This is a genomic window from Agrococcus sp. UYP10 (assembly GCF_040547205.1).
GTDB lineage: Bacteria > Actinomycetota > Actinomycetes > Actinomycetales > Microbacteriaceae > Agrococcus > Agrococcus jenensis.
Window position 1 is genome coordinate 2653233 of sequence record NZ_JBEPPG010000001.1, and the last position, 12524, is coordinate 2665756.

The 12524-nt window shown below is 73.5% G+C and carries 11 protein-coding genes; 3 read left to right on the forward strand and 8 right to left on the reverse strand.

Annotated features, from left to right (window positions below):
• Position 1: 1 nt before the first annotated feature.
• From ABIB37_RS13050 to ABIB37_RS13070, 5 genes are all read right to left on the reverse strand, one after another.
• Positions 2-1507 carry a sugar ABC transporter ATP-binding protein gene (locus ABIB37_RS13050; RefSeq protein ID WP_354261043.1) on the reverse strand — a complete coding sequence of 502 codons (1506 nt, stop codon included), beginning with the start codon at positions 1505-1507 and terminating at the stop codon, positions 2-4.
• Positions 1508-1589: 82 nt separating this feature from the next.
• Positions 1590-2609, reverse strand: coding sequence for an ABC transporter permease subunit (locus ABIB37_RS13055; RefSeq protein WP_354261045.1), 1020 nt, complete (start codon positions 2607-2609; stop codon positions 1590-1592).
• Positions 2606-3646 carry an ABC transporter permease gene (locus tag ABIB37_RS13060; protein WP_354261047.1) on the reverse strand — a complete coding sequence of 347 codons (1041 nt, stop codon included), beginning with the start codon at positions 3644-3646 and terminating at the stop codon, positions 2606-2608. The genes ABIB37_RS13055 and ABIB37_RS13060 overlap by 4 nt, the downstream gene beginning before the upstream one ends.
• Positions 3643-5178 carry a sugar ABC transporter ATP-binding protein gene (locus ABIB37_RS13065; RefSeq protein ID WP_354261050.1) on the reverse strand — a complete coding sequence of 512 codons (1536 nt, stop codon included), beginning with the start codon at positions 5176-5178 and terminating at the stop codon, positions 3643-3645. Before ABIB37_RS13065 ends, ABIB37_RS13060 begins: the two co-directional genes overlap by 4 nt.
• Positions 5179-5359: 181 nt before the next feature.
• Positions 5360-6349, reverse strand: a complete 990-nt coding sequence (locus tag ABIB37_RS13070; protein WP_354261052.1) for an ABC transporter substrate-binding protein — start codon at positions 6347-6349, stop codon at positions 5360-5362.
• Positions 6350-6590: 241 nt separating this feature from the next.
• Here ABIB37_RS13070 and ABIB37_RS13075 point away from each other — a divergent pair, with 241 nt between their 5' ends.
• Positions 6591-7565 carry an aldose 1-epimerase family protein gene (locus tag ABIB37_RS13075; protein ID WP_354261054.1) on the forward strand — a complete coding sequence of 325 codons (975 nt, stop codon included), beginning with the start codon at positions 6591-6593 and terminating at the stop codon, positions 7563-7565.
• 50 nt (positions 7566-7615) lie between these two features.
• Positions 7616-9220 (forward strand): FGGY-family carbohydrate kinase, encoded by a 1605-nt coding sequence (locus tag ABIB37_RS13080; RefSeq protein WP_354261056.1) that lies wholly within the window; start codon positions 7616-7618, stop codon positions 9218-9220.
• A gap of 25 nt (positions 9221-9245) precedes the next feature.
• On the opposite strand, the gene ABIB37_RS13085 is transcribed toward ABIB37_RS13080, so the two are convergent.
• Positions 9246-10658 (reverse strand): dihydrolipoyl dehydrogenase family protein, encoded by a 1413-nt coding sequence (locus ABIB37_RS13085; protein ID WP_354261058.1) that lies wholly within the window; start codon positions 10656-10658, stop codon positions 9246-9248.
• Between the two features lie 17 nt (positions 10659-10675).
• The gene (locus ABIB37_RS13090; protein WP_354261060.1) at positions 10676-10930 is read right to left on the reverse strand and encodes a DUF1272 domain-containing protein; all 255 of its coding nucleotides are present in this window, start codon (positions 10928-10930) and stop codon (positions 10676-10678) included.
• A 105-nt stretch (positions 10931-11035) separates the two neighbouring features.
• Here ABIB37_RS13090 and ABIB37_RS13095 point away from each other — a divergent pair, with 105 nt between their 5' ends.
• Positions 11036-11389 (forward strand): hypothetical protein, encoded by a 354-nt coding sequence (locus ABIB37_RS13095; protein ID WP_354261062.1) that lies wholly within the window; start codon positions 11036-11038, stop codon positions 11387-11389.
• 32 nt (positions 11390-11421) lie between these two features.
• Here the strand turns inward: ABIB37_RS13095 and ABIB37_RS13100 are convergent, their stop codons facing one another.
• The gene (locus ABIB37_RS13100) at positions 11422-12441 is read right to left on the reverse strand and encodes an aldo/keto reductase (protein ID WP_354261064.1); all 1020 of its coding nucleotides are present in this window, start codon (positions 12439-12441) and stop codon (positions 11422-11424) included.
• Positions 12442-12524: the final 83 nt, after the last annotated feature.

The window sequence follows — 12524 nt, forward strand, 5'->3', positions numbered from 1 at the left end:
CTCAGTCGTCGCCGCTCTCCGCCACCGCCGCGAGCAGCGACTCGACGGTGAGACCGTCGGCGTCGAACGACCCGACCGCGAGTCCGTCGCGCAGCGCGACGACCCTGGTCGCGAGCCCGACGACCTCCTCCGGCTCCGCCGAGATGAACAGCACCGCGACCCCGTTGGCGGCGAGGTCCTCGACGAGGTGCTGCACCTCCGACTTCGCGCCCGCGTCGATGCCGCGCGTCGGCTCATCGAGGATGAGCACCCGCGGCGACAGGCACAGCAGGCGTGCGAGCAGCACCTTCTGCTGGTTGCCGCTCGACAGCGTGCCCGCCGGCCGCGAGGGGTCGGCCGGCTTGATCGCGAGCGCCTCGATCCAGCTCTCGGCGAGCTCGTCGCGCTGCGCGCGCGAGAGCGGCCGGAGCGTGCCGCGCTCCGCCTGCAGCGCGAGCACGATGTTGTCGGCCACGCTCATCCGGTCGACGATGCCCTCCGCTCGCCGGTCCTCGGATGCGTAGACGACCCCGAGCGCGATCGCGTCGCGCGGGTGCGCGAGGTCGCGGCGGACGCCCGCGATCTGGACGGTGCCCGACACCGGGCGCTCGACGCCGGAGATCCGGCGCGCGAGGGCGGTGCGTCCGGAGCCGACGGCACCGACGAGCCCGACGATCTCGCCCTCGGCGAGCTCGAGGTCGATCCCGGCCGCGCGGCCTCCGACGATGGCGCGCGCGACGACGTGCGGCACGCCGGCGCCCGGCTCGCCGGTGCCGACCGCGTCCGGTCGAGGCGCGGCCGGCGCGCTGCCCGTCATCTGCTCGAGCAGCTCGACGCGCAGCACCTCGCGGGTGCGATGCTCCCCCACCCAGCGACCCTCGCGCAGCACCGTCACCCGGTCGCAGACCTCGTAGACCTGGTCGAGGAAGTGCGAGACGAACAGGATGGCCACGCCGCGGTCCCGGAGCTCGAGCACGACGCGGAAGAGCTCGGCGATCGCGTCCTGCTCGAGCCGGGCCGTCGGCTCGTCGAGCACGAGCACGCGCGCATCGGCCGCGACCGCCCGGGCGATCGCGACGAGCTGCTGCGCCGATCGCGGGTGCGCGCCCAGCAGGGAGGCCGGGTCGATCCGGATGCCGAGGTCGTCGAGCGCCGCGGCGGCGGATCGGCGTGCGCGGCGCCAGTCGATGCGCCCGCCGCGCCGCGGCTCGTGCCCGATGCTGAGGTTCTCGGCGACCGAGAGGTTGGGCAGCAGCTCGAGCTCCTGGTGGACGACGCTGATGCCCGCAGCCTGCCCGTCGCGCGGCGATCGATGCCGCACCGGCACGCCGTCGAGCAGCATCGCGCCCGCCGTGAGCGGGATCGAGCCCGTGATCGCCTTGATGAGCGTTGACTTGCCAGCGCCGTTCTCGCCGAGCAGCGCGTGCACCTCGCCCGGCAGCAGCCGCAGGTCCACGTCGTCGAGCACGGTCTGCGCCCCGAAGCGCACCGTCGCGCCGCGCAGCTCGAGCACGGGGGCGGCGGTCATGGCTCCAGTATCGCGCCGCCCCGGTGGCGAGACGTGCGCCCTCGCGGCGGACACGTGCTCCGGCGCTCCCCGACCGGCGGCCTCAGCGCCGGTCGGCGCGAGCGACGATGAGCCGCTGCACGATGATGAACAGCAGCAGCAGCCCGCCGATGATGATGCGCGTCCACGACTGGTCCGCGCCGGTGAAGCTGATGACCGACTTGATGCCGCCGTAGACGAGCACGCCCACGAGCGAGCCGAGCACGTAGCCCTGACCGCCCGCGAGGAGCGTGCCGCCGATGACCACCGCGGCGATCGCGTCGAGCTCGGTGCCCACGCCGTTGAGCGGGTAGCCCGCCCCCGAGTATGCGGTGAGCATGAGCCCGGCGAGGCCGCCGCACACGCCACTGATGAGGTAGACGATCACCTTCGTGCGACCGACCGCCAGGCCCATGAGCCGCGCCGACTGCTCGCTGCCGCCGATCGCGTAGACCGTGCGGCCGAAGCGCGTCCAGCGCAGCACCGCGGCCGCGATCGCCACGACGAGCAGCGCGATGATGCCGGTCGGCGTGAGGTACCAGTCACCGATCCGCAGCCGCGTCGACTGCAGCCACAGCACCACCGGATCCTCGACCCGGATCGACGACAGGCTCACCACGAAGGCGAAGCCGCGGGCGAGGAAGAGCCCGGCGAGCGACGCGATGAAGGGCTGCACGTCGAAGTACTGCACGAGCGCCCCGATGAGCGCGCCGATCGCGGCGCCGCCGAGGATCATCGCGGGCAGCACGACGAGCACCGGGATGCCGTCGGCGAGCATCTTCGCGCCGAGGATGCCCGTGAACGCCATCACCGAACCCACCGACAGGTCGATGCCCCCGGTGAGGATCACGAACGTGAGGCCCACCGCGAGCATGATGAGGTACGCGTTGTCGAGCAGCAGCGCCGACAGGTTGCGCGGCGTGATGAAGTTGCCGAAGGTCAGCTCGGCCCCCACGAACAGCACGACGAGGATCACGACGGCGGCGAGCGTCGGCGAGAGCGGCGCGAAGCGCCGGAGCCGGTCGCCGAGCGCCGGGCGCGCGGGCGGGGCGTCGGCGGCGGGCGGCGGTGCGATGGCGGTCATGCGGTCACCTCGGTGCGGTCGGACGTGCGACGCGCTCGGAGGCGCGCGGCAGCAGCGGAGGTCCACCCGTGCACGCGAGGGGACTGGATGAGGACGACGATGATGACGGCCGCCGCCATGAAGACGGGGCTCACGGCCGGCGGCACGCCCAGGAAGGTGATGGTCGACAGCAGCGTCTGGATGGTGAGCACGCCGACGACCGTGCCTGCGATGCTGAAGCGGCCGCCCATGAGCGACGTGCCGCCGAGCACGACGGCGAGGATCGCGTACAGCTCGATGTAGAGGCCGGCGGCGTTCGCGTCGGCGGCCATGATGTTCGAGCTGTAGAGGATGCCGGCGACGCCCGAGAGCACGCCGCTCGCGATGTAGGCGCCCCAGACGATGCCGCGCGAGCGCACGCCCGCGAGGCGGCTCGCGCTCGGGTTGATGCCGACCGCCTCGGTGAGCATGCCGAGCGCCGTGCGGCGCTCCAGCAGCACGATGACGGCGATCGCGACGAGCGACACGTAGAGCGCGAAGGGCAGCCCCACGAGGTAGCCCTGCGCCATGAACCGGTAGGGGGCGCTCGTGACGGTCGTGATGAAGCCGTCGGTGATGAGCAGCGCGACGCCGCGCCCCGCGAGCATGAGCACGAGCGTCGCGATGATCGGCTGGATGCCGAGCACGGCGACGAGGAACCCGTTCCAGACGCCGAGCAGGAGCGCGAGGGCGACGCCCATCGCGATCGCGATCATGACGGTGCCGACGCCGTCGGGGTCGGACGACGAGTCGATGAAGGTGAGCGACACCGAGCCGGAGACGGCCATGATCGCCCCGACCGACAGGTCGATGCCTCGCGTGGCGATCACGATCGTCATGCCGAGCGCGACGAGCATGAGCGGCGCGGAGTTGCGCAGGATGTCGATGAGTGAGCCGTAGAGCTCGCCGTCGCGCACCGTGATGCCGAGGAACGACGGCCGGGCGACCGTGTTCACGACGACGAGGGCGACGAGCGCGAGGACGGGCCAGAGCAGCCGGCTGCGGAGGACGGCCCTCATGCTGCTGCCCTCACGCCCTCGTTGGCGATGTAGCCGATGAGTCCGTCGATGTCGACGTCCTTCGAGTCGAGCTCGCCGATCTTCCGGCGGTCGCGCATGACCACGACGCGCTGCGCGAGGCGCAGCACCTCCTCGAGCTCCGACGAGATGAAGATCACCGAGAGGCCCTCGGCCGACAGCTCGGCGACCTTGCGCTGGATGTCGGCCTTCGCGCCCACGTCGATGCCCCTCGTCGGCTCGTCGAGGATGAGCAGGTCGGGCTGGAGCGCGAGCCAGCGCGCCAGCAGCACCTTCTGCTGGTTGCCGCCAGAGAGGTTGCGGATGGGCGTGTCGGGGTTGGCGGGGCGCACGCCGAGCGCCTCGATCGCCTCGCGGGCGATGCGGTCGCGCTCCTCCTTGCCGACCACCCGCATCCACCCCCTGCGCGCCTGGATGCCGAGCACGATGTTGTCGGCGACGCTGAGGTCGCCGATGATGCCCTCGCCGCGGCGGTCCTCGGACGAGAACGCGATGCGCTCCCCGATCGCGTGCCGCGGCGTGGGGATGCGCACCTCGCGGCCGTCGATCGCGATCGTGCCGACGTCGGCGCGGTCGGCGCCGCACAGCAGCCGCACGAGCTCGGTCCGGCCGGAGCCGAGCAGGCCGGCGAGGCCCACGACCTCGCCGCGGTGCACCTCGATGTCGCTCGGCTCGATCGAGCCGCGCCTGCCGACGCCGCTCGCGCGCAGCACCGGCGTCGCATCGCGGTCGATCGTGCGCTCGGCCGTCGTCGCGACCGCCTCGAGCTCCGCGACGGCGCGCCCGATCATCTGCGAGACGAGCTCGTCGCGCGGCAGGTCCCTGGCCAGGTGCTCGCCGATGAGGCGGCCGTTGCGGAGCACCGTGATGCGGTCGGAGATCTCGTAGACCTGGTCGAGGAAGTGGCTGACGAACAGGATCGCGACGCCGCGGTCGCGGAGGTCGCGCATGACGCCGAAGAGCTGCTCGACCTCGCTGCGGTCGAGGCTCGAGGTCGGCTCGTCGAGCACGAGCACCGACGCGCTCGTCACCATCGAGCGCGCGATGGCGACGAGCTGCTGCAGCGCGATCGAGTGGCTCGAGAGCGTCGAGCGGGTGTCGAGCGAGAGCCCGAGGCTCGCGAGGTGCCGCGCAGCCTCGCGGTGGGTGGCGCGCCAGTCGATGCCCCACGCCCGGCGCACCTCGTTGCCGAGCATGACGTTCTCGCCGACGGAGAGGTTCGGGCAGAGGTTGACCTCCTGGAAGACCGTCGAGATGCCGGCGGCCTGCGCGTCGGCGGTGCCGTGGAAGTCCCGCTCGGCGCCGTCGACGACGATCGACCCGGCGTCGATCCGGTAGACGCCCGTGAGCGCCTTGATGAGCGTCGACTTGCCGGCGCCGTTCTCGCCCATGAGCGAGTGGACCTCGCCCCGGCGGAGCGTGAAGTCGACGCCGTCCAGGGCGAGCACGCCCGGGAAGGCGATGGTGATGTCGCGCATCCGGACGACGGCGTCCGTCGCGGTGGGCTGCAGCATGGTGTGCCTCTCGATGGAGGGGCCGTGGGCCGGGGGGGGGGGGGCCGGGGCCCCCCCCCCCGGGGGGGGGGGGGGGGGGGGGGGGCCCGCGGGGGGGGGGGCCGGGGGGGGGGGGGGCGGGGCGGGGGCGGGGCGCCCCCCGCCCACGACCAGGCGGATGCGTCCGCCGGTTCCGATGGGATCAGTACGGCCGGGTGTCGATGACCTCGGCGGCCTGCTCGCTCGTGAAGCTCTGGTCCTCCACGAAGTAGGCGGGCTCGACCTCCTCGCCGTCGAGCACCTGGCGCACGAGGTCGGCGACCTGCTCGCCGAGCATCGGGTTGCACTCGACGATGAAGTTGATCTTGCCGTCGACGAGCGCCTGCATGCCGTCGCGCACCGCGTCGATCGAGACGATCTGGATGTCCTCGCCGGGCGTCAGGCCCGCGGCCTCGATCGCGTCGATCGCGCCGAGCGCCATGTCGTCGTTGTGTGCGTAGAGCAGGTCGATCTCACCGGCGTGCGCCTGCAGGAAGCCCTCCATCACGGTCTTGCCCTCGGCACGCGTGAAGTTGCCGGTCTGCGAGGCGAGCGTCGTGATGCCCGAGCCCTCGATGGCCTCCAGGAAGCCCTCCGCGCGGTCGTTGGCCGGCGCCGACCCGGTCGTGCCCTCGAGCACGACCATGTTGGTCTCCTCGTCGCCGAACGTCTCGACCGCCCACTCGCCGGCGGTCTGGCCCTCCTTGCGGAAGTCGAGGCCGACCCAGGTCGCGTACAGGTCCTCCGAGGCGCTCACCGTGCGATCCTCGAGGATCACCGGGATCTCCGCGTCGGCGGCCTCCTGCAGCACGTCGTCCCAGCCGTCCTCGACGATCGGCGCGATGACGATGGCGTCGACGCCCTGGTTGATGAAGCTGCGGACGGCGGCGATCTGCGCCGCGGGGTCGTTGTCGGCTGCGTTGAAGACCAGCTCGAAGCCGTTCTCCTCGGAGAACGCCGCGCGCATCGACTCGGTGTTGGCGCTGCGCCAGCCGCTCTCCGCACCCGTCTGCGCGAAGCCGACGGTGATGACGTCGCCGTCGGCGCCGTCGCTGCCCGCGGGTGCTCCCGCGTTGGAGCCGGCGCAGCCCGTCACCAGCAGCGCGACCGCGCCGAGCGCCAGTGCGCCCTTGATCGTGGATCTCTTGACCATGTTCGGACCTCCTCGTCCTGTGCCCGGCATCGTTGCCGGATCGTGCGCTGGCCGGAGGCTGTCGCACTGCGGTGATGTTAACCCTCACATTTCGGTGTCGGGGGAGTTCCAGAGGTAACGGTTGGATAACGATGATCCGACGGCGCGGCGGCGTCATGGGCCGCGTCCCACCGCTGCGCGCGGCGAACGTGAGCGATCACATGGAGTGGCGACAGGGTCTGCGGGCACGCATACTGGTGCCATGGAGCGACGAGGCCCGACCGCAGCAGCAGCGCGCGAGCGCGCCCGCCCCCGATCCGGCGACCAGTACGAGCTGCGGCACGGCGCCGCCTCCGCGGTGATCGCGAGCGTCGGCGCGTCGCTCCGCGAGTACCGCGACGACGACCGCGACCTCGTGGTGCCCTACCCCGCCGACGCCGTCCGGCCCGCCTACCGCGGCGCGACCCTCGTGCCGTGGCCGAACCGCGTCATCGGCGGCGAGTACGCGTTCGGTGGCGTCGTCCGGCGGCTCGACCTCTCCGAGCCGGAGCGGGGGCACGCGCTGCACGGCCTCGGCGCCTGGCGCTCGTGGGAGCTCGTCGAGGCCGACGCGGAGGCGGTCTCGCTGCGCCTGCTGCTCGACCCGACGCTCGGCTACCCCTGGCGCCTCGAGATCACGACGACCTTCGCGCTCGGCGCGGACGGGCTGACGCAGCAGGTGCGCGCCGTCAACCTCGACGACGCGCCCGCCCCCTACGGCACCGCGCCGCATCCCTACCTGCTCGCGGGCCCCGGGCCGCTCGAGTCGTGGTCGCTCGAGGTGCCCGCCGAGCGCGTGCAGCTCGTCGAGCCGGAGTCGCTGACCCCGATCGGCATCGCCAGGGTCGACGGCGAGCTCGACTTCCGCACCGCCCGCAGCATCGGCTCGACGAGCATCGACCACGCGTACACCGACCTCCGCCGCGACGAGCGCGGCGTCGCGAGCGTCGTCATCACCGACCCGCAGGCCGGGACCGGCGTGCGGATGTCGTGGGACGAGCAGTGCCCGTGGGTGCAGGTGCACACCGCCGACCTGCCGTCCGGCGACCGCGCGCTCGGCCACCGGATCGGCCTCGCGGTCGAGCCGATGACGTGCGCGCCCGGCGCGATGGACGAGCGGCGCAAGCACGTCGGCACGATCACCGTGCTCGCCCCCGGCGACGACCACACCGCATCCTGGACCCTGGCGCCGGCGTGACCGAACGCCGCACCCAGCACGACGACCCACCCCCGCCCTCGAGGAGCAGCATGCAGACCGAACCGACGACCACGCTCGACGCGCTCCGCGACGGCACCACCAGCCTCGGGATCGAGCTCGGCTCGACCCGCATCAAGGCCGTGCTGGTCGACGACGACGGTACGCCGATCGCATCCGGCAACGCCGCCTGGGAGAACGAGCTGCGCGACGGCTTCTGGACCTACAGCCTCGACGCGGTGCACGAGGGGCTCCAGCGCGCGTACGCCTCGCTCGCCGACGACTGCGAGCGCCAATGGGGTGCCCGCCCCGAGCGCATCGGCGCCATCGGCGTCTCGGGCATGATGCACGGCTACCTCGCCTTCGACGCCGACGGCGAGCTGCTCGTGCCCTTCCGCACGTGGCGCAACGCGACGACCGCGCGCGCGGCCGAGCTGCTCACCGCCGAGCTCGGCGTGCGGATGCCGCTGCGCTGGTCGGCGTCGCACCTGCTGCAGGCGGTGCTCGACGACGAGGAGCACGTCGGCCGGCTCGCCGCCATCACGACGCTCGCGGGCTACGTGCACCGGCTGCTCGGCGGCGCGCCCGTGCTCGGGCCGGACGACGCATCCGGCATGTTCCCGCTCGCCCCCTCCGGCACCGAGTACGACGCCGAGCTGCTCACCGCCTTCGACGCGCTGGCGGCTCGCCACGGCGCGCAGGGCCTGCGCATCGCAGACCTGCTCCCCCGGGTCCGCACCGCAGGCGACGACGCCGGCAGCCTCTCGGAGGCCGGCGCTCGGCTGCTCGACGCCACCGGCGGTCTGCAGGCGGGCGCCGCGCTCTGCCCGCCCGAGGGTGACGCGGGCACCGGCATGGTCGCCACCGGCGCGCTCGCGCCGGGCACCGGCAACGTGAGCGTCGGCACGAGCATCTTCGCGATGGTCGTGCTCGACGCCGTGCCGACCGGCGAGCCGCTCGATGCCGACATCGTCGCGACGCCCGGGGGCAAGCCGAGCGCGATGGTGCACTGCGACAACGGCACGGCCGAGCTCGGCGCATGGGCCGGGCTCTTCGGCCAGTTCGCGGTAGCGGCCGGCGTGACGCTCGCGCCCGACGAGGTGTTCGCGGCGATGCTCGGCGGCAGCGCGGGCGGCAGCGCCGACGAGCTCGTCGCGTACGGCTTCATCTCGGGCGAGCACGCCATCCACCTGCCGCAGGGCAGGCCGCTGGTCGCGCGGCGGGCGGGCGCCGACCTGACGCTCGCCGGCTTCGCGAAGGCGCAGCTGCTCGGTGCGTTCGGCGCGCTGCGCCTCGGCATGCAGCAGCTGACCGACACCGGCGTGCGGCTCGACGAGCTCGTCGCCCACGGCGGCGTCTTCCGCACCCCGGGCGCCGCGCAGCCGCTGCTCGCGGCGACGCTCGACACGCCGGTCCGCGTGACGCCGAGCGCCGGCGAGGGCGGCGCGTGGGGCATGGCGCTCCTCGCGCGCTACCGGCTCGACCGCATCCGCGGCGACGAGCGCGCGCTCGAGGACTGGCTGCTCGATCGCGGCGGCATCGACCCGGGCACCGTCGAGCAGCCGGATGCCCGGCTCGTCGAGGAGTGCGCGGCCTACCACGAGCGGTGGCAGGCGGCGCTGCCGCTCGCGCGGCTCGCGCCGGACGTGCTCGCCTGAGCTGGCCCGCCGCGCGCGCCCACCCCTAGTGCAGCTCGCTCCCCCGCGCCGGCTCGGCGAGCACGGCGCGCGCGGCGAGGCCGACGATCGCCGTGTACGTCGGGTAGGCGAAGCGCACGTTCGCGAGCGCCGCGACGTCGATGCCGGCCGCCATCGCCGTCGTCACCGACTGGATGACCTCCACCGCGTTCTCGCCGACCGCGTGCGCGCCGAGGATGAGCGACCGGCGCCGGTCGGCGATGAGCTTGAGGAAGCCGGTGCCGCGATCGTCGATCACCGCCCGGTCGAGCTGGTCGTACCGCACCGTCGCGACCACGCACTGCTCGTCGCGTGCGCGCGCCTGCTCCTCGGTGAGCCCGACGCCGGCGTAGTCGGGGTCGGTGAAGCCGCCCGCGGGCAGCAGCAGGTGCGACGTGCGCCGGTTGGCGCCGACGACCGCGTTCTCGGCCGCGGCCTCCCCCTCGAACTGGGCCGCCTGCACGAGCATGTCGCGACCGTTCGCGTCGCCCACCGCGTAGATGTGCGGCACGGCGCTCCGGAAGTACTCGTCGACCGGAATGGCGGAGCGCTCGGGCCGGATGCCCGCGCGCTCGAGCCCGAGGTCGTCGACGTCGGCGGGCCAGCCCGCGGCCATCACGACCGCGTCGAAGCGCTCGGTCTGCGCCTCGCCCGCGTCGGTCCAGCGCAGCTCGATCCGGTCGCCGTCCACCCGGCGCAGCTCGTCGATCGACGCGATGCCCGCGCGCACGGTCACCCCGACCCGGCGGAACGCGGCGCTCACCTCCTCGGCGATCGCGGCATCCGAAGGCATGAGGATGCGCGGCGCGATGTCGAGCAGCGTCACATCGGCGCCGAACGCGTTCAGCACGGTCACGAGCTGCGCACCCGTGTTGCCGCCGCCGATCACCGCGACCCGGGACGGCAGCGCGGCGAGGTGCAGCACCTCCTCGGGCATCGTCGCGAGCTCGGCGCCGGGGATGGGCAGCCGCCGCGAGTGCCCGCCGACGCAGACGAGGATCGATGCCGCGCGCACCCGCCGCCCGCTGTCGAGCACGAGCGTGTGCGCATCCTCGAAGCGCGCCCGTCCCTCCTCGATGAGGTCGACGCCGGCGTCGGCGAAGCGCTGCGCCTCGCGCTTCATCGCCCGCACCTCGTCGACGCGGCCGTGCACGCGCTCGACGAGCGTCGGCCAGTCGATGCCCACGCCCGACACGTCGACGCCGTGCTCGTGCGCCGTGCGGGCGTCGCGGATCAGCCGCGCCGCCTTGGCCAGCACGCGGGTCGGCACGCAGCCGCTGTTGACGCAGGTGCCGCCGAGGTGCTTGGCCTCGAGCACCACCACCGTCGCGCCGAGCTCTCGCGCTCGGAGCGCCGCGGCGGTGCCGGCGGGGCCCGCGCCGATCACCGCGATGTCGTAGTCGTCCGTCGCCTCGTCCACCGTGGCTCCCTCTCCCGTCATGCCCGCGACTCCGCCGGCTCGCGGCAGCTCGCCGACACGACCCTCGTCGTGCTCGCCGGATGCCGCAGCAGCGCAGCGGGCGGTCGCACCGGCCGCAGCTCGAGCGTGCCGCCGCAGTTGGGGCACGCGCGGCCGGGGAAGGCCTCGACGCACGCCGGGCACCACGTGCACTCGAACGTGCAGATGTAGGCCACGTCGCTGGGCGCCAGATCCCGGTCGCAGCATTCGCAGTTCGGGCGCAGCTCGAGCATGGCCGCAAGCGTAGGCCACGCCATCGCGGCGCGCCCCGGACGACCGCCAGATGAACAGTGGCGCAGGCGCTTGCGCACGGGCGCGCCTGCCTGCATGCTCACACCATGAGCGCACTCTCTCCGGCCGCAGGCGGTCTCCGTGGCCGCGTCCGGGCCGGCACGCAGCACGACGCCTGGCCGCTCGCCATCATCTCGATCGTGGTCGCCGCCGCTGCCGCCGCCGTGCTGCAGCTCGCCGCGTGGGTGAACACCCTCGACGGCCCCGTCGAGCTGTTCTTCATCGTGGGGATGGTGCTGCTCGTGTGGGCGGCGATCGCCTGCCTCGCCACCGTCATCGTGCTGCTCCGCACGGCCCGAGGCGGTGGCGCGAGCGCCGTCGTGACGGCGGTCGCCGTCGCGATCGTCGCCGTCACCGCGATCCTGCATCCGCTGCTCGGCTCCGGCGGCGCAACGGGCTGACGCCCCGGGCCGCTCCCTGAGCGGAGCCGCCGTCAGGCGCGACCGGCGTCAGCCCGCGCGAGCACCGCATCGATCTCGGCGAGCACGGCGTCGTCGAGCGGTGCCGCCTCGAGCGCGGCGACGTTCGACTCGAGCTGCGCGACGCTGCTGGCCCCCACGATCGCCGACGTCACGCGCTCGTCGCGCAGCACCCACTGCAGGGCGAGCTGCGCGAGCGTCTGGCCCCGCCGACGCGCGATTGCGTCGAGGTCGCGCGCGATCGCGACCTTCGCATCCGTGATGTCGGCGGAGCGGAGGTAGCGCGAGTGCGTCGCGCGCGAGCCCGAGGGCACCCCGTCGAGGTACCGGTCGGTGAGCAGCCCCTGCGCGAGCGGCGAGAAGACGACCATCCCCATGCCGAGGCGGCCGACCACGTCGAGCAGGCCGTCCTCGACGCGCCGGTCGAGCATCGAGTACCGCGGCTGGTGCAGCAGCAGGCTGCTGCCCAGACCGGCGATCGTCGCGGCGGCCGCCGCCGTCTGCTCCGGCGAGTAGTTCGAGATCGCGGCGTAGCGGGCGCGACCGGAGCGCACGATGTCCGCGAGCGCGCCCATCGTCTCGTCGAGCGGCGTCTCCGGGTCGGGCCGGTGGTGGTAGAACACGTCGACGTGGTCGAGCCCCATCCGCCGCAGGCTCTGGTCGAGCGATGCGAAGAGGTACTTGCGCGAGCCACCGTCGCCGTAGGGCCCGGGCCACATGTCGTAGCCCGCCTTCGTCGAGATCACGAGCTCGTCGCGGTACGGCATGAGGTCACGCTCCAGGTGCCGGCCGAAGCCGTCCTCCGCGGCGCCGTAGGGCGGACCGTAGTTGTTGGCGAGGTCGAAGTGGGTGATCCCGAGGTCGAGGGCACGAGTGAGGATCGCCCGCTGCGTCTCGAACGGCGTGGTCGCGCCGAAGTTCTGCCAGAGCCCCAGCGACAGCGCGGGCAGCCGGAGGCCGCTCGAGCCGGCCTTCCGGTAGACGGCGCCGCCGGCCTCGTAGCGGTCGTCGGCGGGGGTGTAGCGATCGGTCATGGCGTCCTCCGATGGTTCGTCGCGGCGACCCGCACGATCCTGGACCGTAGCAGCGCTCCGCTGCGCGACGATGGACCGCGGGC